General features: G+C 69.0%; 17 protein-coding genes. 4 read left to right on the top strand and 13 right to left on the bottom strand.

The genetic code is table 11. The features are described 5' to 3' along the window. The first annotated feature begins 6 nt into the window (after positions 1-6). A complete protein-coding gene (locus tag ABD260_RS04310) occupies positions 7-1,254 on the top strand; it encodes an MFS transporter (RefSeq protein ID WP_344231984.1) in 1,248 nt (415 codons plus the stop codon). On the opposite strand, the gene ABD260_RS04305 is transcribed toward ABD260_RS04310, so the two are convergent. The 10 genes from ABD260_RS04305 to priA all read right to left on the bottom strand — a co-directional run bounded on the left by ABD260_RS04305 (position 1,251) and on the right by priA (position 12,407). Then, complete coding sequence (locus ABD260_RS04305) at positions 1,251-2,840, bottom strand: MDR family MFS transporter (protein WP_344231983.1); 1,590 nt, start codon at positions 2,838-2,840, stop codon at positions 1,251-1,253. The two genes, ABD260_RS04310 and ABD260_RS04305, sit on opposite strands and share 4 nt — an antisense overlap. Further along, positions 2,840-3,340 carry a MarR family winged helix-turn-helix transcriptional regulator gene (locus tag ABD260_RS04300; protein ID WP_344231982.1) on the bottom strand — a complete coding sequence of 167 codons (501 nt, stop codon included), beginning with the start codon at positions 3,338-3,340 and terminating at the stop codon, positions 2,840-2,842. The genes ABD260_RS04305 and ABD260_RS04300 overlap by 1 nt, the downstream gene beginning before the upstream one ends. A gap of 185 nt (positions 3,341-3,525) precedes the next feature. Beyond that, positions 3,526-4,164 carry a MarR family winged helix-turn-helix transcriptional regulator gene (locus tag ABD260_RS04295; RefSeq protein ID WP_344231981.1) on the bottom strand — a complete coding sequence of 213 codons (639 nt, stop codon included), beginning with the start codon at positions 4,162-4,164 and terminating at the stop codon, positions 3,526-3,528. After that, a complete protein-coding gene (gene hisF / locus ABD260_RS04290; RefSeq protein ID WP_344231980.1) occupies positions 4,161-4,922 on the bottom strand; it encodes an imidazole glycerol phosphate synthase subunit HisF in 762 nt (253 codons plus the stop codon). Before hisF ends, ABD260_RS04295 begins: the two co-directional genes overlap by 4 nt. Before the next feature lie 17 nt (positions 4,923-4,939). Then, positions 4,940-5,497 carry a hypothetical protein gene (locus tag ABD260_RS04285; protein ID WP_344231979.1) on the bottom strand — a complete coding sequence of 186 codons (558 nt, stop codon included), beginning with the start codon at positions 5,495-5,497 and terminating at the stop codon, positions 4,940-4,942. A 97-nt stretch (positions 5,498-5,594) separates the two neighbouring features. Next, entirely contained in the window at positions 5,595-6,527 is a 933-nt protein-coding gene (locus ABD260_RS04280) for a lysophospholipid acyltransferase family protein (RefSeq protein WP_344231978.1), read from the bottom strand. Continuing rightward, positions 6,527-8,107 carry an NPN-dependent hydroxyacid isomerase, LarAH14/15/16 family gene (gene larAH / locus ABD260_RS04275; protein ID WP_344231977.1) on the bottom strand — a complete coding sequence of 527 codons (1,581 nt, stop codon included), beginning with the start codon at positions 8,105-8,107 and terminating at the stop codon, positions 6,527-6,529. Before larAH ends, ABD260_RS04280 begins: the two co-directional genes overlap by 1 nt. A gap of 42 nt (positions 8,108-8,149) precedes the next feature. Next, on the bottom strand, positions 8,150-9,346 hold the full coding sequence (locus ABD260_RS04270) for a zinc-dependent alcohol dehydrogenase (protein ID WP_344231976.1): 1,197 nt from the start codon (positions 9,344-9,346) through the stop codon (positions 8,150-8,152). Then, positions 9,343-11,646: an HAD-IB family hydrolase gene (locus tag ABD260_RS04265; protein ID WP_344231975.1), complete on the bottom strand. Its 2,304-nt coding sequence runs from the start codon at positions 11,644-11,646 to the stop codon at positions 9,343-9,345. Before ABD260_RS04265 ends, ABD260_RS04270 begins: the two co-directional genes overlap by 4 nt. Then, positions 11,643-12,407, bottom strand: coding sequence for a bifunctional 1-(5-phosphoribosyl)-5-((5-phosphoribosylamino)methylideneamino)imidazole-4-carboxamide isomerase/phosphoribosylanthranilate isomerase PriA (priA, locus tag ABD260_RS04260; RefSeq protein ID WP_344231974.1), 765 nt, complete (start codon positions 12,405-12,407; stop codon positions 11,643-11,645). Before priA ends, ABD260_RS04265 begins: the two co-directional genes overlap by 4 nt. Positions 12,408-12,528: 121 nt before the next feature. On the opposite strand from priA, the gene ABD260_RS04255 reads away from it, so the two are divergent. Continuing rightward, entirely contained in the window at positions 12,529-13,689 is a 1,161-nt protein-coding gene (locus ABD260_RS04255) for a cytochrome P450 (RefSeq protein ID WP_344231973.1), read from the top strand. A 30-nt stretch (positions 13,690-13,719) separates the two neighbouring features. Here ABD260_RS04255 and ABD260_RS04250 read toward each other — a convergent pair whose 3' ends face one another. Beyond that, positions 13,720-14,478 carry a class I SAM-dependent methyltransferase gene (locus ABD260_RS04250; RefSeq protein ID WP_344231972.1) on the bottom strand — a complete coding sequence of 253 codons (759 nt, stop codon included), beginning with the start codon at positions 14,476-14,478 and terminating at the stop codon, positions 13,720-13,722. Between the two features lie 116 nt (positions 14,479-14,594). After that, positions 14,595-15,374 carry a sulfite exporter TauE/SafE family protein gene (locus tag ABD260_RS04245; protein ID WP_344231971.1) on the bottom strand — a complete coding sequence of 260 codons (780 nt, stop codon included), beginning with the start codon at positions 15,372-15,374 and terminating at the stop codon, positions 14,595-14,597. 104 nt (positions 15,375-15,478) lie between these two features. Between ABD260_RS04245 and ABD260_RS04240 the strand changes: the two genes are divergently transcribed. Together ABD260_RS04240 and ABD260_RS04235 are read left to right on the top strand one after the other, a co-directional pair. Then, positions 15,479-15,868, top strand: a complete 390-nt coding sequence (locus tag ABD260_RS04240) for a YciI family protein (protein WP_344231970.1) — start codon at positions 15,479-15,481, stop codon at positions 15,866-15,868. Continuing rightward, complete coding sequence (locus ABD260_RS04235; protein ID WP_344231969.1) at positions 15,865-17,133, top strand: RNA polymerase sigma factor; 1,269 nt, start codon at positions 15,865-15,867, stop codon at positions 17,131-17,133. The genes ABD260_RS04240 and ABD260_RS04235 overlap by 4 nt, the downstream gene beginning before the upstream one ends. Here the strand turns inward: ABD260_RS04235 and ABD260_RS04230 are convergent. Next, complete coding sequence (locus ABD260_RS04230; RefSeq protein WP_344231968.1) at positions 17,097-18,500, bottom strand: FAD-binding oxidoreductase; 1,404 nt, start codon at positions 18,498-18,500, stop codon at positions 17,097-17,099. The genes ABD260_RS04235 and ABD260_RS04230 overlap by 37 nt on opposite strands. Positions 18,501-19,760 lie beyond the last annotated feature (1,260 nt).

Here is a 19,760-nt window from a genome sequence, read left to right as displayed (position 1 = left end):
GCGCCCGTGAAGACCTCCGCCGGTCTTTGGCGCGACCGCACCTTCCGTACCTTCTGGTCCGCGCAAACGGTCTCCGAGTTCGGCGACCGGATCACCGAGCTCGGGCTGCCACTGATCGCGGTCACCCTGCTCGACGCCTCCCCCAGCCAGGTCGGCTTCCTGACCGCCGCGGTCTGGTTGCCGAACCTCGCATCCCTGTTCATCGGTACCTGGGTCGACCACCGCCGCGACAAACGCCCACTGATGATCGCGGCCGACCTCACGCGTACCGTCCTGCTGCTCTCGCTTCCGATCGCGTACTGGTTCGGCGCGCTCGCCCTTGGACATCTGTACGCGATCGCGATCCTGGCCGGTACGGCGCATGTCGTCTTCAACACCGCGTACGCGTCGTTCTTCGTCCGGCTCGTCGATCGTGAGCAGTTCCTCGAGGCGAACAGCAAGCTGTCGGCAACGCGATCGATCTCGTACATGGGCGGTCCGGCGGTCGGCGGCCTGCTCGTCCAGGTCCTGACCGCGCCGGTGGCGATCGTCGCGGACGCGCTGACCTTCGTCTTCTCGGCCGTACAGCTCAGCCGGCTCAAGGTCACTCCGGCGGAATCCGAGGAGTCGGCCGAGCCGCTGTTGCACCGTGCCGCCGCGGGCATGAAGTACGTGCTCAAGCATCCGTACCTCAGCCGCAGCCTGGCCTGCGCGACCACCGTGAACTTCTTCAACCTGATGAGTACGGCGCTACTCGTACTGTTCGCGAGCCGGAGCCTCGGACTGTCCGCGGGGACGATCGGACTGGCCTTCGGCGTCGGCGCCTCCGGCGGACTGCTCGGTGCGGTCGCCGCGTCACCACTGAGCCGTCGCTTCGGTGCCGGTCCGGTGATCGCGGCCGGGGCCATCGTGTTCCCGAGCTCGATCGCGATCGCCGCGCTGGCCGATGGGCCGACCTGGGTCAAGGCGGGTGCGCTGGCGGCGGCTGAGTTCGTCGGGGCGTTCGCGGTGATGTGTTTCGACGTACCGCTGAACTCCTTGCAGGCGGCCGTGGTGCACGACCACATGCGCAGCCGGGTCGCGGGTGCGTTCAGCAGCATCAACTACGGGATCAGGCCGCTCGGCGCGATCGCCGGAGGGTTCCTCGGCACCTGGATCGGTGTCCGGGAAACCCTCCTGATCTCCGCGGCCGGCGGCCTGCTGTCCGTACTCTGGCTGGTCGGGTCACCGATCATCCGCACCCGCGAACTGACCGGCCTGAAACCACCTGATTAGTCCTCGACGAGCTCCTCGACCGGGTCGACCTTCGCGACCGTCTTGCGCAGCGGGACCTCCTTGATGAAGATCACCGCGATCAAGCTGACCAGCGCACAAGCGGCGGCGATCAAGAAGATCCGTCCGGTCGCGTCGCCGTACGCGTGCCGTACCAGCTCCGCCAGCTGCGGCGGCAGGTGGTTGACGTCGAGCAGACTGGTCCCGCCTCCGCCCTCCTGCAGCTTGCGGGCGGCCTCGGCGCCGTTCGGGCCGGCCAGCAGGCCGGACACGATCAGGTCCTTGACCCGCACCGCGAGCACCGCTCCCAGCGCCGAGACGCCGACCGCACCACCGAGGCTGCGGAAGAACGCGACGGTCGCGGACGATGCGCCGATCTGAGTCACGTCGACGGTGTTCTGTACGGCGAGGACCAAGTTCTGCATCGTCATACCCATGCCGAGACCCATCGACAGCATTCCGAGCCCGACGAACCAGTACGGCGAGGTGTGGTCGATCGTGCCGAGGATCAGCAGACCGACAAGGAGCAGTACGCCACCGGAGACCAGGTACCGCTTCCACTTGCCGTAGCGAGTGATCAGCTGCCCCGACCCCGCCGAACCGATGAACGAACCGAGCATCATCGGGATCGTCAGCAGACCGGCCTGGGTCGGGCTGTAGCCGCGGGCGATCTGGAAGTACTGCCCGAGGAACAGCGCGCTGCCGAACATCGCGACACCGACCGCAAGGCTGGCCACGATCGCCAGTGCGGTGGTGCGTTCGCGTACGACCTTCAGCGGGACCAGCGGCTCGGCCACCCGGTTCTCGACCAGGACGGCGATGAAACCGACGAGCAGCGTGCCGCCGACGAACAGTGCGGACTGCCAGGACACCCAGGCGAAGTCCGAGCCGGCGAAGGTGACCCAGAGCAGCGGCAGGCTGGCCGCGATGCTGATCAGGACGGCGCCGACGTAGTCGATCTGGACCTTGCGCTTCAGTACGGGCAGCCGCAGGTACTTCTGCAGGATCACCAAGCTGACCACGGCCAGCGGTACGCAGACGTAGAAGCACCAGCGCCAGCCGAGCCATGGGGTGTCGACGATGACGCCACCGATCAGCGGGCCGCTGACCGTCGCGACGGCCATCACGGCACCCATGTACCCGGAGTACCGGCCCCGCGACCGGGGCGGAATCGCGGCGCCGATGATCGCCTGCGCGAGCGCCATCAGACCGCCCATCGCGAGCCCCTGCAGCACTCGCGCACCGATCAGGAACGTCACGTTGTGGGCCAGGCCGGCCAGCGCGGACCCGATCACGAAGACCGTGATCGCCAGCTGGACCAGCAGTTTTTTGCTCACCAGGTCCGAGAGCTTGCCCCAGATCGGGGTGGACACCGTGGTGGCCAGCAGGCTCGCGGTGAGGACCCAGGTGTACTGCGTCTGGGAACCCTCCAGGTCCGCGATGATCGTCGGCAGGGCGTTGCTGACGATGGTCGAACTCAGCATCGCCGTGAACAGCGCGGCGAGCAGGCCGATCAGGATCTCGAGGATCTCGCGGTGGGTGAGTTCCGGCGCGCTGGGCTGTTGGCGCCGGGTCTCGGTGACAGTCATTACTCTCCAGTCTTGGGGTTTCGCCTCACGACCTGGTTCGCCTCGACGATCGCGTGCGCGACCCGCTGCATGGTGGCAGCGGCCGCGACCATCGCGTCGTCGTCGAGGTCCGCCAGGGCGGCTCTGAGCTGCTGGGTGTAGGACGAGTACAGGGCCTCCAGCTGGGCCTTGCCCCGGGGTGACAGGCTGACCAGCCCGACCCGTGCGTCGGCCGGATCGGGCCGACGGCTCACCAGTCCGTCGGCCTCCAGCGCGGTCACCTGCCGGCTCACCACGGACGCGTCGACACCGAGCTTCGCCGCGATCTCACCGCCGCGCTGCTCACCGTCCTTCATCAGCACCTTGAGCACGCTCGCGTCCGACCGGCGCAAACCGCCGACCCCCGCCAGCTGCCGATGCTCGATACACCGCACCGCCCGCACCAGGGAACTCACCCCTTCGAGCAGCTCCTGCGCGGCCGCATCCCGCCCCACCTCCGGGGCCTCCCGAGCTAGTTGCATAACCCAACTATACATCGATAGTTGGTTTCTGCAACCATATGCGCGACAGGTGATTGCCCGACCTCGGACAGTCAACGGGGCCGTGAACACCGGGTCAGGTGTTCACGGGGCCCCCGTGAGGTCCGCCGGCGGGCAGGTGTTACGGCCCCGTGAGGTGTACGAGGTCCGGCGGCGGGGGGCTGGCCCTAGCCGAGGTCGGTGTTCAGGCGGGCCAGCAGGCGGGCCAGGTCCGCGAGGTCGGTGGGGTTCCAGCGGTCCAGGATGGCGCGGAACTCGGTTTGGCGCTGGGTGCGCATGGCCTCGTACCGTTCGGCGCCGGTGCTGGTGAGGCGGAGCAGGCGGGCGCGGCCGTCGTCGGGGTCGCCGACGCGTTCGATCAGGCCGAGGTTCTCGAGCTGGGTGATGCCGCGGCTGACGGTCGACTTGTCCAGGCCGAGGACCTGCGCGACGTCGGACGCGCGGGTACCGGCGCCGTTCGTCCCGGTGCCGAGCTCGATTTGGGAGATCAGAGCGTACCCAGCGGCGTCCATGTCGGGGTGCACCCGCCGGGCCAGCCGGAGCGACGCCGAGCGGGAACGGCGGAAGAGCGCCGACAACTCCTGCTCGATCGCCGCGACCCGCAACTCGGAGTCCTCGATCGGCCCGTGCGCCGGCTCGGAGTGCTCGGTGTGCTCGCTCGGCGGGTGGGCCAGCTCGGAGTGCTCGGAGTGCTCGGAGTGCTCGGGGTGCTCGGGGTGCTCGGGGTGCTCGGGGTGCTCGGGGTGCTCGGGGTGCTCGGTTGGTGCCGGCTTGGAGTCTGTGGGCGCGTGGGCCGGTGTGGTCATCGGACCACGATTCCGGCGTCGCGGAGCGCCTTCTTCACGTCGGCGATGCGGAAATCGCCGAAGTGAAAGACGCTGGCGGCCAGTACGGCATCGGCGCCGGCGTGTACGGCGGGCGGGAAGTGCTCCGGCGCGCCCGCTCCCCCGCTGGCGATCAGCGGTACGTCGACCACCGCCCGTACTGCCTTGATCAGCTCGAGGTCGAAGCCCTGCTTGGTACCGTCCGCGTCCATCGAGTTCAGCAGGATCTCGCCCGCGCCCAGCTCGCACCCGCGCTGCGCCCACTCGATCGCGTCCAGCCCGGCCGACTTCCGGCCACCGTGCGTAGTCACCTCGAACCCACTCGGCTGGTCAGCAGCCCGGCGGACGTCGAGCGAAAGCACCAGCACCTGGTTGCCGAACCGGTGCGCGATCTCGCGGATCACCTCCGGCCGGGCGATCGCGCCGGTGTTGATCCCGACCTTGTCCGCGCCGGCCCGGAGCAGCCGGTCCACGTCGGCGGCCTCGCGTACGCCACCGCCGACCGTCAGCGGAATGAACACCTGCTCCGCGGTCCGGCCGACCACGTCGTACGTCGTCTCGCGGGAGCCCGACGACGCGGTGATGTCCAGGAAGGTCAGCTCGTCCGCGCCCTCGGCGTCGTACACCTGCGCCATCTCGACCGGGTCGCCGGCGTCGCGCAGGTCGGCGAAGTTGACGCCTTTGACCACGCGCCCGGCGTCGACGTCCAGACAGGGAATCACTCGTACGGCGAGGCTCACGTGGCCAAGCGTAGCGGTCAAGCCGAAGCCAACAGCCCCGCGACCACGCCAACCACCAGTGCACCGGCCAGAACACCAACAATCACCGGCACCCAGCTCGCACCGGTCCGTGGCGCACCGGGGATGTCAGGCAGATTGAACAACCGCGTAACGCGCTGCGGCACCAGCACGCCCCGGGTTGCCGCCGCGTACAGCGCGTCCTTCAGATGCGGATGCACCTGCGGCGGAACCGGAATGCTCACCCTCACAGCCGTGAGGTCGTCCTGCAACCGCACAGACACCGACCCGCTCCGGCCGCGCTCCCAGCTGGCGCCGGACAGCGCGGCCAGGTCCAGCGACTGGCGCCCGACAGCCGTCGTCACCTCGAGGTACTGCCCCTGGATCCGCGGCCGGTACCCGTAGTTGCCGAGCAGCAGACTGATCCACAGCAGGCCCACTGAGCCCATCACGACCACGACCGCGGTGTACTCGGCGCGGAGCATCACGATCATCAGCACGCAGGCCACCGCCACGAAGCCGGCGGCGATGGCGTAGCGAACGGGCGCGGAGATCCGGCGGGGCTTGAGGTCGGCCATCGGTGAAACGCTAGCGGCCCGGAGGATCTCCGGGCCGCCAGAACACTGCTATGACAGGAATCGCGCCGCCGCCGGCGAACCACCAGGCCGCTCGAAGCTACTTCCAGGCGCGGCGGCGGCCGTCGGTGGACTTCATGGGGCGGGTGGTTTCCCAGACCCGGCGCCAGCGGGCGGCGTCCGGGCCGGTCTGGGACGGGGACGCGCCGATCGCGGCACGCCGACGGGACTCGTACCAGGTGGTCGACTCCTCGTCGAGCAGCGCGGACACCGCGGCCGCGATCCGCGGCGCGAAGTCGCGGGCGCTCTCACCCTCGGCGGGGTACAGCGGGTCACCGTACCGGACCGTGACCGCCGGGCGGCCCGGGACCGGCCAGCCGCGACCACGCGGCATCGCGGCGAACGAACCCTTGATCCCGACCGGCACGATCGGTACGTCGTGCTCGACGGCCAGGTACGCCGCGCCCATCCGGAAGCGCTGAATCCAGCCGTCCGGCGACCGGGTGCCCTCCGGGAACACGACCACGTTCCAGCCGTCGGCGAGCAGGTCGCCGGGAGTCGAGCTCATCTTGCCGCCGCGACGCTCGATCGGGAACGTGTTGAACACGATCGCGGACCCGGCCGCCCGCCACCAGGTGTCGAAGAAGTAGTCCGCCGCGGCCGCGAACGCCGTCCGGCGCCGGATCGCGTCCGGCAGCGACAGCAGCAGCAACGGGGTGTCCAGGTGCGACGAGTGGTTCGCGACGATGATCGCCGGGCCGTCCAGCTTCAGCAGCGAGTCCAGCCCGCTGACCCGCGGGCTGACCTCGAAGTTGAGCACCGCGTTCAGCGGTCCCTTCTGGATCAGGTCGCGGATCGCGATCGCGGCCGGCGTCCGGGCCCACCGGGTCGGGAAGACCGTGGTCTCCTTCGGGATCACGTACGGCTCGGCCGACCGCGGCACCTGCGGCCGCCGGCCCCAGCGCCACCCGCGCGCGACCTGCTTCACGTCGCGCGCGGTGTCCCGGCCGAACTTCACCAGGCTGGTCCCCATCAGCGCACGTCCGCGAGCAGGTGCGGCGGGTTGTGCAGGTAGGTGATCGACGGCGACCGGCCGACCGAGTGGCTGACCATCTCGAGCGCGTCCTGCAGCGTCGACGCGGACCGGAAGCCCATCCGCTCGACGGTCTTGCGGTTCGCGCCGACCCAGACGATGTCACCGCAGTGGTCCAGCGCGTGCGAGATCCAGTACCACATGTAGAACGGGTGCACGCCGTGGTACGCGTACGAGGTCCGGTACAGGTGGATGTACCACGGGTCCTCGGCGTACTGCTTCTCGAACTTCGCCTCGATGGTGGCCGGATCGGTGCTCTCCGACAGCACCTCCTCGAAGAAGTCCACGTACGACGGGTGGTGCAGCTGGCTGAACTCGTAGTCGGCCGGGTGGTACAGGATCACCGCGCCGTCCTTCCGGACGACCGGGTTGCCGCGGTACGAGTTGAAGTAGTACCCGAGGCCCATGCAAGCGGCCAGGATCGGGTTCATGATCGAGTTCACGTTGTACGGGCCGACGAACGGTACGCCCATGATCGCGACGTCGGACTGGCCCTGTACCTCGACCATGTGCTGCCGGTGCACGTTCTCCAGCGTCTTGTCGTGCACCGGCTCGATCTTGCCCGCGTGCACACCGGTCAGGCCGTAGTTCGAGCGGGTGTCGGTGAAGATCTTGTGCCGCAGCTTGTTCGGTGCCGCCGCGAGCCCGCGCTTGGCCGCCAGGAACGACGCCTGGTCCTTGATCGACCACTCCCACTCGCGCTTCTGCAGGAACTCCAGCGGCCCGCCGAAGATGTCGTTGTTCAGCGTCGTCTCGATCTGGAACACCTTGACGTGCTGGGTCAGCACCTCGCCCATCCGCCAGGCGGAGTGGTGCATCTTGGACGCCTTGTGGTCCATGAACGACCGCGAGTGGATCATCGTGTGGCTGTTGTGGTGGTGCTTCAGCGACTTGTACGACGCCAGGCCGATGGACGTGGACTTGTGCCCACCGTCCATCGCCACCAGGTTCACGTTCACGTACACCAGCAGGTCGGACTCGGCCGCCCGCTTGGAGATCTCGACGTCCTCGCCGTGCTTGGTCTGACCGAGGTGGGTCAGGTTCGCGGCGTCCTCGGCGTCGAAGTTGTACAGCTTGCCGTCCGGGAAGAACGACCGGAAGACCCGCTCGCCGACGATGTCGCGCAGCTCGTTCGGGGTCAGCCGGCGGTGCAGCGCGTTCGCCGAGATCAGCTCGACATCATCAACACCAGCCGACGCCGCCATTTCCAGCACCGCCTCGATGATGCGCTGCCGGATGTCCGGCTTCTTCATCGGCGGCAGCGGGATCGAGATGTCGTCGAACGCGATCGTCAGCCGCATCCCGGCGCGCAGCAGCTCCGGCAGCGGCTCGGACTCGAGCGGGTTCAGCAGCGCGTTCTGGATCGCCTCGTCGACGTCGCGGACCGGCGGCAGCGCCTCCGGCGGATACACCACCCGGGTGCCCTGCGGGAAGCGCTCCAGCAGGAAGCCCTCACCGTTGTGCACGAGCAGGGGTGGCGTCCGGTCGTCCACCTCGAGCACGAAACCTGGCCGAGACATGTCAGAACCTCTCTCGTCGTACGTTCAGCATCGTCACAGCCCTCATGAGGCCCTCACATCGAATGCGACCTTGACTGTTCCCAGTCGGCCGGCGGAGTGCGCGTGGTCGAGCGCCTCGCGCCAGCGGTACAGCGGGTACTTCGCCCCGACGATCCCGTCCAGCGACGCCTTGGCGGCCAGCTCGAGGGCGGTCTCGAAGGCGGGGCGGTCGTTCGGCTCCTCGCGGGCGGACGCGTACGTACCGGTCAGCTCCAGCTCGCGGAACCAGACCGGCGACAGGTCGGCGCCGGTCGACGGCATGCCGGACAGGACGACCCGGCCGCCGGCCTTGGTGACCCGCAGCACGGTGTCGATCGAGTTCTTGCTGCCGACCGCGTCGACGGCGACATCCACCCCGCCGAGCAGGAACTCCTTGGCCATCTCCGGCTTCAGCCGGAACGCCCCGGTCGAGCGCCGGACACCGCGGAACACCTCGTCCGGCGCGACCACGTCACTGGCGCCGAACGCCCTGGCCAGCTCGCGCTGCTTGGCGTGCTTGGCGACGACCGTGATCCGCCCGGCCTGAGTCAGCTCGCGCAGGGCGAGCGTCGCGAACAGACCGACCGCGCCCGCGCCACTGACCAGCACCGACTGGCCCGGCTCGACCTTCGCCCGCAGCGCAGTGTGGACGGCGCAGGCGATCGGCTCGACCAGTACGGCCCGGTCGTTGCTGAGCGACTCGGGTACGGCGTACAGCTGACTGCGGTGGGCGACCATGACGTTGCCCCAGCCGCCGCCGGTGTCCTGGCAGAACCCGGTCTGCAGACCCGGCGCGACGTGGCCGACCGTGATCCGGTCGCAGCGGTTGGTGTTCCCGGACACGCAGCCCGCGCACGGCTCGACCCCGCGGGCCGCGCACGTCAGGACGCTGTCCATCACCACGCGGGTGCCCTTGGGCAGGTCCTCGCAGTCGTCCATCAGCTCGCCGACGACCTCGTGGCCGGGGACGAACGGCATCGACACCATCGCGGAGAAGTACAGCTTGGTCGAACCGGTCACCATGCCGAGGTCGGAACCACAGATCCCGGACAGGATCGGGCGGATGCGCGCCCAGCCGGCCCGTTCAGCCTTCGGCTCGTTGATGGTGACGAGCCGCAGCGGCGCCGCCGGTCCGGTCAGTACGCCGGGGATCCGGCCGCCGACCGCCTTGGCCGCCAGGTACTTGGCCGGCGACCGGTACATCTCGAGAGCAAGCATCATCGGGCGTTCACCCCTGGGAGCTCCAGACGGGACGAGGTGGACGGGGTCTTCCAGTCGACGATCTGCCAGCGCGCGGCCCGGGCGGCCCGGAACAGCGACACGTCCGGCGAGACCGCGACCGGGTTGCCGACCGCTGCCAGCATCGGCAGATCCGAGTGGCTGTCGGCGTACGCGAACGACTTCGACAGGTCGATGTTCGTCTGCCGCGCGTGGTGCTTGAGCCACGCGGCCCGGGACTCACCGACCAGCGGCGGACCGGACAGGAACCCGGTGCAGCGACCGCGATCGTCGACCGCCAGCTCGGCCGCGACGATCTCGTCGAACAACGGCTCCAGCGGGCGGGTCAGCGGGCGGACCGCGCCGGTGATCAGGATCGTCTTGTGCCCGGCGGCGCGGTGCTCACGGATCCGGCGGACCGCCGCTCCGCTCAGCCGCTCCAGGACGTGCTCGGCGAGGATCTCGTCGACGATCTGGTTCAGCTCTTCGAGATCGGCACCCTCGTACCGGCGGTAGATCGTCCGCAGGAAGGTGCCGCGGTCCTTGCGCTCGGCCGAGATCAGCTTCGGCAGCCGGCGCAGCATCTGGCCGATCTCGCCGACCCGCTGCGGGCTGTCCAGCTCGGGCAGCCGCATCCACAGGTACGTCTCGATCACGTTCGACGACAGCAGCGTGCCGTCCATGTCGAACGCGGCGATCACCTGCTCTTCCTGGTTCGGCTCGACCTTCTTCAGCACCCCGGCGGACTCGGCCAGCGCCTTGTTCCGCTTCTTCCGGACCACGTCCAGGCGGCGCATCGACTCGGTCACGCTCGGGCAGTGCAGTTCCTGCAGGTAGTACTGCCAGTCGACGACCGCCGTGTCGCAGGCGAACTTCTCCTTGTCGTCACCCTCGAGATTGTTGTGCAGGGCAAGGACATTGTCGTCGATGAACTGCAGCTCGGCCTGCGCGTACTCCGAGTACAGGTCCATGTAGCGGCGGAGGAAGTCCAGCCGGCGCTTCTGCACGTCCAGTTCGCGGGCGTACTTCCGGGTCCGCTCACCGCGCGGTACCCGGGTGATCACCGCGTCGGCGATCTTGTGCGCGCGTTCGCCGTACCTGAGCATCGTCTCGACCGAGTCGCCGCCGGGGAACTTCCACACCGGCAGCCGGACGGCGCCGCGCTCACCCAGGTCGAACGGGTGCTTGGAGAAGTACTCGCGCACGCCCGCGTACAGCTGCTCGAACGTCAACGGGTTCCGGGCGCCGGAGCCGATGTGGTAGTACTCCGGCTTGTTCAGCTCGGGCTCGGTCGCCATCACCGCGCAGATCGCGCCGACCACGTGGTCGACCGGGATGATCTCGATCACCGAGTCCGGCGAGGCCGGGAACTCCGGCAGCTCACCCCGGCCGTACGCCAGGATCAGCGGCTCGGCCATCTTGAAGCCCTCGATCCAGCCCGGGTGCGGGCTCTGCACCGCGGACTCGATGATGGCGGGCCGGACGATCGACGTCGGCAACGTGCCCGCGAACTCCTCCACGACCCGCTCGCCGAGCGCCTTGGTGAAGGTGTAGCAGTCGGTCCAGCCGAGGCTGCGGGCGCGCTCGGTGCCGGTCTCCACCAGCTTCTTCGCGACCCACTCGATCCGGCGCCGCTCGGTGTCGGCCGCCGCGGTCAGGTGACCGGCCCGGCGGTGCAGCTTCTCGGCGTCCTTGCGGAACTTGGCCAGCATCCCGGCCGACCGGGACTGCTCCTCGATCCGGGCCTTCATCGCCATCCCGGCCTCGGCCTCGGTCCGCCAGTCGACGGTGTGCTCGACCGGCGCCTCCGGGATCGCGCCACGCCGGCGGCCGGCCGTGTACGCGGTCGAGATGTGGACGTAGTGCACCGGCCGCCCGGTCTCGACGATCCGCTCCAGCAGGCTCTTCGTACCGAGCACGTTGGTCGTGAACGCCTCGTGGATCGGCGGGTCGAAGCTGACGTCGCCGGCGCAGTGCACGACGATGTCGAGATCCTTCGGCAACTCCGGTACGTCGGCCAGGTCGCCGTCGATGACCTGAATCCGGGCCGCGGTCAGCGCCTCGGCGTCCGCGTGCTCGGTGCCTTCGCCGTAGAACGGCTTGAAGATGTCCTTGCGGAGCAGCTGCGCCATCCGGTCGGTACCGGTCAGCGAGCCCTTCGGGCGGATGATCGCGACCACGGTGGTGCCGGGAAGTTCGCCGATGATCCGGTGCAGCAAGGCCTCACCGACGAATCCGGTGACGCCGGTGACCAGGACCTTCTTGTCCTGGAGTTTGTCCTTGAGCTTGCCGCCCAGACTCACTTGTCGCCTCCACGCGTGAGCTCGAGTGCCTCGGTCAGGGTGAACGCACCGGCATACAGCGCCTTGCCGACGATGACGCCCTCGACGCCGTCGGCGACCAGCGTGCTCAGCGCTTTCAGGTCGTCGAGGCTGGAGACGCCACCCGAAGCGATGATCGGCTTCTCGGTGCGTGCGCACAGATCGCGGTACAGGTCCAGGTTCGGGCCCTGGAGCATGCCGTCCTTCGTCACATCGGTGACCACGTACCGCTCGCAGCCGGCCGACTCCAGCCGCTCGAGCACCTCGTACAGGTCGCCGCCTTCTTTGGTCCAGCCGCGGGCCGCCAGCGTCCGGCCGCGGACATCCAGGCCGATCGCGACCCGGTCGCCGTACTGCTGGATGATCCGGTCGCACCACTCCGGGTCCTCGAGGGCGGCGGTGCCGATGTTTACCCGGCGGGCACCGGTCTGCAGTGCCGCTTCGAGGGATGCGTCGTCACGGATGCCGCCGGACAGCTCGACCTGCACGTCCAGCTTGCCGGTCACCTCGGCGAGCAGCTCCCGGTTGCTGCCGCGGCCGAACGCCGCGTCCAGGTCGACCAGGTGGATCCACTCCGCGCCCGCGTCCTGCCAGGCCATCGCCGCCGCCAGCGGGTCACCGTACGACGTCTCGCTGCCGGCCTCGCCCTGCACCAGCCGAACCGCCTGGCCGTCCGCGACATCGACAGCGGGCAGCAGCACCAGGTTCGGCGGTGGAGTAAGGACGGAATCCGGGGGAGCCATGGGCCACACCTTAAAGGGCGATCCGTAAGGTTTCGTAACCCGGACGCCCGCTGAGTCGTTGAGATCCAATCTGTCTCAGCAATACCACGGGGGTTAGTGGTCTGATCACTAGGCTGGCGTCGTGGAGACTGTTGCGCAACTCGAGACCGATCCGCACCCGACGTTGGCGGCGATCCGCCCGATCGGCTGGGTGGACGCACTGGACGCCTGGGTGGTCACCGGGCGAGCGCTCGCGATACAGGTGCTCCGCGACCCGGAAACCTTCACCGTCGACGACCCCCGCTTCTCCACCGCCCAGGTAGTCGGCCCCTCCATGCTGTCCCTGGACGGCACGCCCCACAAAACCCACCGGGACCCCTTCGAATCCCCCTTCACCCTCGCCGAAACCCGCCGCCGCTTCACCCAACCCGTCCAGCAAACCGTCAACACCCTGATGCACGCCATCCAGCAGACCGCAGCAACCGGCTCCGACCCGACCGCGCCCGGCGCTTCCCGGCTTTCGGCGGACCTGCGCCCCACGCTCGCTGGACCTTTGTCGGTGGCTGTTGTCGCGCTTTCGCTCGGGTTGCCGCCCGCGTCGGCTGACACCGTGCTCGGGTGGTACACGGCGATCTCGGCTTCCGTGTCCGGGATCTCGGCCGGTCAGCGGGCCACCGCGGACGGTGCCGCCGCCTTCGCCGAGCTGCACAAACATGTTGCCGCCGGCATCGACTCCTCCGACTCGCTGCTCGCCACCGCGGCGCACGCCGGCCTCGGCATCGACGAGGTAGTCGCGAACGCCGCCGTCCTGATGTTCGGCGGCATCGAGACCACCGAGGGCATGATCACCAACGCCCTCTGGCACCTCCTCACCCACCCCGACCAGCTCGCCCTGGTCCGCGCCGACCCCACCCTGCTCCCGAACGCGATGGAAGAGTCCCTCCGCCTCGAACCAGCCGCCGCCGTCGTCGACCGCTACGCCACCCGAGACATCGAGCTCCCCGGCGCGAAGATCCGCCGCGGCGACATGGTCACGGTCTCCCTCGCGGGCGCCGGCCGCGACCCGGAAACCTTCCCCGCACCGGACACTTTCGACGTACGCCGCACCAACGCCCGCCGCCACCTCGCCTTCGCGAGCGGACCGCACATCTGCCTCGGCATGCACCTGACCCGCCTGGAAACCCTCACCGCCCTGGAAGCCGTCCTCAACCTCCCCGGCCTGGAGCTGTCCCCCGGCTCCCCACCCCCACACGGCCTCGTCTTCCGCAAACCCACTGCCTTGCACGTCACCTGGGACGCGTAACCGACCCCGCGCGCCCCGGAACCGCGGGCCTCACACGGGACGCGTGAGTACGAGCATGGTCGACGTGTCCACCGGGATCACCCGCTCCGGATCACGCTCCGCGTCCTCGGCCAACTTCGCGAACCCTGCCTCGACCTCATCCTCCGGCAGATACTCGAACGTCGAGAACGCCCGCCACCGCAGCCGCTCATAGCTCTCCCGCAACGTCCGCGGCACCCCAGCCACCACCCGCACCACGTCTTCCCCCGGCTCCAGCCCCGCCTCCCGAGCCACCGCCTGCACCTCCCCCAACGACCTGAACATCCCAGCATCAGCCACAGCCGCCGACGGAAAGTACTCGTACCAAAACAAGTCCGGCATCAAATCCGAAAACTGACTCCGCATCAAAGCAACTCCCCCGGGCCGCAACACCCGCCGCACCTCCCGCAGCGCCCGCACCGGGTCCGGAAAATGATGAAACGACAAGAACATCAGCACCACGTCGACCGATGCCTCAGGCAACGGAATCTCCTCGGCACTGCCCTTGAGATAGCTCACCCCCGGGTGCGGCGCCTCCTCAGCCGCCAACCGCATCCGCTCCGCCGGCTCCACCCCGTACGCCCGCCCCTGAAACTCAGCCGCCAACCCAGGCGTCAACCGCCCGGTCCCGCTGCCCAGATCAAGTACGTCGAGCGGCCGCCGCTCCGGCGCCTGCGCCGCGAAAGCCGCCATCCATTGCCGAACCACCTCGGCCGGCATCGCCCGCCCCGCGACGTACACACTGCCCATCCGACCGTCGTAGTCGACCATCCGGCCAAACTACGTGCAGAAGAACTGTACGTATAGATCTAGCACCTAGTACACCTGAGCGCGGACCGCCTGTTGCGTACGCCGTACATCGGGTGTACTACCAGTCCTTCTGCACCTCATCCGGCCAGGAACACGTCGTACGCCAAGCGCAGGATCAGTGCCGAGACGACGATCAGGAAGATGATGCGGACGAAGCGGCTGCCGCGGGCGACGGCGGTGCGGGCGCCGAGGAGGCCGCCGAGCATGTTGGCGGCACCCATGATCAGGCCGAGCCGCCACAGCGGCGCGCCGTGCAGGGCGAAGACCAGGATCGCGCCCAGATTGGTGGCCACGTTGGCGATCTTCGCCTTCGCGCTGGCCTGCAGGAAGTTGTACCCGAGCAGGCCGACCAGCGCGAAGATCAGGAACGACCCGGTCCCCGGACCGACCGCGCCGTCGTAGAACCCGATCAAGATGCCGACCGCGCCGGCCGCCAAGTAGTGATCACGACCGTCGAATCGCAGCGCGGTCCGGGCCCCGAGCGACGGTTTCAGCGCGGTGTAGATCGCGACCGCCACGAGCAGTACGAGCACGATCGGCTTGAACCACGACATCGGGATCTTCGTCGCCACCAGCGCTCCGGCCGCGGCACCGAGCCCGGCCAGGATCGCCAGCGGCAGTACGGTCTTGCGGTCGGGGCGGACCTTCACACCGAAGGTGACCGCGCTGGTGGTCGTACCGCACAGCGACGAGATCTTGTTGGTGGACAGGATCTGCGCGGGCGACGCGTTCGGGAGGCCGAGGAGCATCGCGGGCAGTTGCAGCAGACCACCACCCCCGACCACCGCGTCGATCCAGCCGGCCGCGAAAGCGGCGATCACCAGGAACACCAGGGTCAGCAACGAAACATCAGGCACAGCCGCACATCCTCACGGCCCGATGATCGGGTAATGGCATTGTACGGCTCAACCCTTACACCGCCGAGTGAGAGCTATGACACCCGGTCCGGGACAATGGTGCGGTGAAGTTCCTACTGCTGATCCACAACAACGCCGAAGCGCTCGAAGGTCTGACCGAGGAGCAGCTGACCGAGATGTCCGGTGGGCGCGAGCACGTCGCGGCGACCGCGCGAACCTTGCTGGCGAGTGGCGAGCTGCTGTCGGTGCTCGCGCTGAAGGAGCCGGGCGAGACGAAGGACGTGCAGGTCGTCGCCGGCACGCCGGTGATCTCGGACCGGCCACTGCTGGAGACGAAGGAGTACCTGGCCGGCGCGATGGTGCTCGACTGCGCGTCGATCGAGCGGGCGCTGGAGATCGCGGCGATGATCCCGCTGGTCAACTACCGCCGAGTCGAACTCCGCGAAATCACCCTCGACGAACAAGCCTTCCTCGCCGAGCTCGGCCAACCATGACCAAATCCCCGCCGGAGCTCCCGCCCAGTGAGGTTGAGGTTGCCATTCGGGCGGCGGCGCCGCGGGCGTTGGCGGCGTTGGTTCGGCGGTATGACGTGTTCGATCAGTGCGAGGACGCCGTACAGGAAGCGCTGCTGGACGCGTTCGTGCGGTGGCGCGCGAACGGCGTGCCCGAGCATCCGGTCGGGTGGCTGATCAGCGTCGCGTCGCGGCGGCTGATGGACGGCTGGCGGCGCGACAACGCCCGCCGGCAACGCGAGCTGAACGACTTCCTCCGCGCACCGGCCGACGAGTTCGATCCGGAGGACTACCACGAGGACACCGACGACACGATCCGGTTGCTCGTACTCTGCTGTCATCCGGCGCTCACCCCCGGCTCGCAGATCGCGCTGACGCTGCGTTCGGTGGGCGGCCTGACAACAGCCGAGGTCGCGGCCGCGCTGCTGGTCGGCGAGAGCACCGTCGCCCAACGCATCAGCCGCGCCAAGCGCACCATCCAGGGCGAACGCTTCGAACTACCAACAGCAGCCGAGTACGACGTACGCCTGCGCGCCGTACTGCACGTCCTCTACCTGATCTTCAACGAAGGCCACACCGCGAGCGCCGGCGACGCCCTGCAACGAGTAGACCTGGCAGAAGAAGCCCTCCGCATCACCCGCCTCCTCCACCATGCCCTCACCAGCTCTGGCTCCGGGGAACGGGTGGAGGCTGGGGATGTGCGTGGGTTGCTGGCGTTGATGATCCTCACGCATGCGCGGCGGGATGCGCGGACCGGGCCGGGTGGGGATTTGATTCCGGCTGACCGCCAGGACCGGTCCCGCTGGTACGCGGACGAGATCGCCGAGGGCACGCGCCTGGTCGAAGACAGCTTGCGTACCGGTGCGGTCGGCCCGTACCAGCTGGAGGCCGCGATCGCCGCCATACACAGCGAGGCAACGTCGGTCGAGACAACCGACTGGCAGCAGATCGCCGGCCTGTACCGAATCCTCGAGCAGATCGACCCGAGCCCGATGGTGACGCTCGGCTCAGCGGTCGCGATCGCGATGACCGACGGACCGGAGGCCGGCATCGCCATCGTCGAAGGGCTGGCCGAGGACCGGCACCTCGGCGACCACCACCGCCGCCTGTCCGTCCTCGGCCACCTGCACGAACTCGCCGGCCGCCCGCAGATCGCGCGCGAGCACTACCTCGCCGCACTCGAGCGAACCCGCAACGCCGCCGAACAGAACTACCTGCGCGACCGCATCGCCCACCTGAGCAAGTGACGCGGCCCACCGGCCCACTCCGGCCGTGGCGGGACACTCAGCGGTCCACGGAACACATGCCCAGGATCAACTGCCTGCTTCAACGCGGCCAGCCGAGCGCGGTGCGGCTCCGGGTAGCACGCATCGAGATCGGCTTCGGTCGGATCGGACAGGAAGTTCACGTACGCGCCGTTCGGCCGCAGGCCCCGCCACAGCTCGGCGAAGTCCTCCGGCTGTGAACCCTGCTGTTCGGGCGAACCCATCACCACCGAGTTCACCAGGAACCTCGCGTCCCGGTGCGCGAACGCCGTCGCATCCGCGGGCATCGCCCCGAACGTACCGCCGAGCGCGCGAATCTCGATCGCCATCCCCGGAATCCGCGGCCGCGCCGCCAGCAACGGCTCGGTCAGCTCCGGCGACATCGCGTCGAAGAACCCGTTCCGGATCTTCGGACGCCACTCGGCCGGCATCGCCATGTCGGCGAACACCTCCGGGTACGGCACCTCCCGCACTTTGTCGGTCAGCAACGACCCGAGCTGCCGCAGCGGTTCGATGATCGCGTCCCGCCGGCCGATGTCACCGGCAACGCACACCATCACCGCCACCGGTACCTGGCGATCCGCCATCATCGTCGGCGCCAGCTGGAACGAAGACGTCAGGTCATCCGGCGCATCGGCCGCGTACGCCGCCCATCCGGCCAAGACCTGCTCGGCTTGAGTCCACGGATAGAGCAGGCTGCCGTAGTGCACGGTCGGTTGGCGTACGGCGCTGATGTCGTACGACGTGACCACACCGAGGCTGCCGGCCGCACCGCGCAATCCCCAGAAGAGCTCGGGTGCGCTGGCCGCATCGACTCGGCGTACCGAACCGTCCGCGGTGACGACCTCGGCCGAGACCACGTTGTCGATCGCCAGACCGTGCTTGCGCACCATCCACCCGATCCCACCGCCCGCCATCAATCCACCGACGCCGACACTCGCCGTATCCCCCGACGAGATCGCCAGCCCCACCTTCGCGAGCCGCGCGGCGACCGCACCCCAGGTCGCACCGGTGCCGACACGGACGACATCGTCCGGAAGGAGGCGCACCTCGTCCATCGGGCGTACGTCGATCACTACGCCGCCCTCGTTCGTACCCAGCCCTGCCGCGTGATGCCCACCACTTCGCACCGCGACCGGAAGGTCCTGCGCTTCGGCGTACCGCAGTGCGGCAACTACATCGACCGCCCCCGTACACCGCACCACCACACGCGGCCGCCCCGCCGCCATCATCACGCGACCCGCGTCCAGGTGCCCCGCGTCCCCGTCCGCAAGCACCTCCCCCACCACAGCCTCACGCAACCCCAGCAACTCCCGATCCCCACGAGCCACCACAGATTCCCGCATCATCCATTCCTCCATCCAGGCACCCCCACGAGCACCCACCCCAAGATCGAACCCACCCCCATCCCCTCGACACACTTCCCGAACAATCTCCAAAACCCGCCCACACCCCCCGCGCTCGGCGGTGATCCGCGCCGGTCAACACGAGCGGATACCCGGCACGCGTAACGGACCCGTGCATGAGCCCCCACCACTGAACAACCAAGGCCACCCACTGAAGCCCGCAGACACTGCACCAGCCGTCGACGGCCCCCACGAGGTGTACGACGTCGGTCCCGGTTGGGTGCTCGACGTCGGTCCCGGGTCGGTTTACGAGGTCGGTCCCGGTTGGGTGCATGCGGTCGGTCCCGGGTCGGTGTACGCGGTCGGTCCCGGGTCGGTGCACGCGGTCGGTCCCGGGTCGGTGCACGCGATCGGTCCCGGATGGGCGTACACGGTCAGTCCCGGATGGGCGTACACGGTCAGTCCCGGATGGGGTGTTCTGGATGCCGCGGAGGGGTGTCTGCAGCGGGCCTCGCACTCTCGGGGCTCGGGGCGCGGGGGCTTTCGACCAGCGGCTGCGGAAGGCCGGGGGTGCCGGAGGCCGGGGGTGCCGACCACCCCAAACCGGTTTGGGGTGGTCGGGCATGTGGTGTGGGGAGCGTTGTACCCCTGGTATGGGCGGTTAGCTGCCCCAAACCGGTTTGGGGAGGAAACGCGTCGGCCAGTCGGGTGGGCCCGCGCCGGTGGCTGGCGTCGCGAAGGGCTGTCAGGTGCGGGGCCTGTACACCTCGCGGGGACCGCGGACAGCTTGTGAAGTGTCCGAGGTCCCCACCAGATGTCCGAGGTTCCACCGATGTCCGGGCCACCCGCGGCTCCGTCACACGAGCCGGATCTCCACTCCTGTTGAGGGTTCTCCACCGTTACACCAGTGGAGAACCCTCAACACCGGTGGATATCCAGTCGTGTTGGAAGGCGCGGCCGAGCACGACTGGCCCGGCGGGTGCGCGGCCGCGGGCGGACGCGAGCGGACCGGCGCGAGCGGACCGGCGCGAGCGGCCGGGCCTGGGCGGGCGGTTGTCGGGCGGGCGTGGGCGGACCGGCGCGAACAGGTGGGCGCGAACAGGTGGGCGCGAGCGGGCGGACCGACACGAGCAGATAGGCGCGGGCGGGCCGGCGTGGGCGGACCCGACGCGAGCAGGCAGGCACGAGCGGACCCGACGCGAGCAGGCAGGCACGAGCGGACCCGACGCGAGCAGGCAGGCACGAGCGGACCCGACGCGAGCA

The sequence above is a fragment of the Kribbella hippodromi genome (assembly GCF_039531045.1).
In the GTDB taxonomy this organism is placed as follows: domain Bacteria; phylum Actinomycetota; class Actinomycetes; order Propionibacteriales; family Kribbellaceae; genus Kribbella; species Kribbella hippodromi.
The sequence above is the reverse complement of the archived record's forward strand: the minus strand, read 5'-3'. Positions and strand labels throughout refer to the sequence as shown.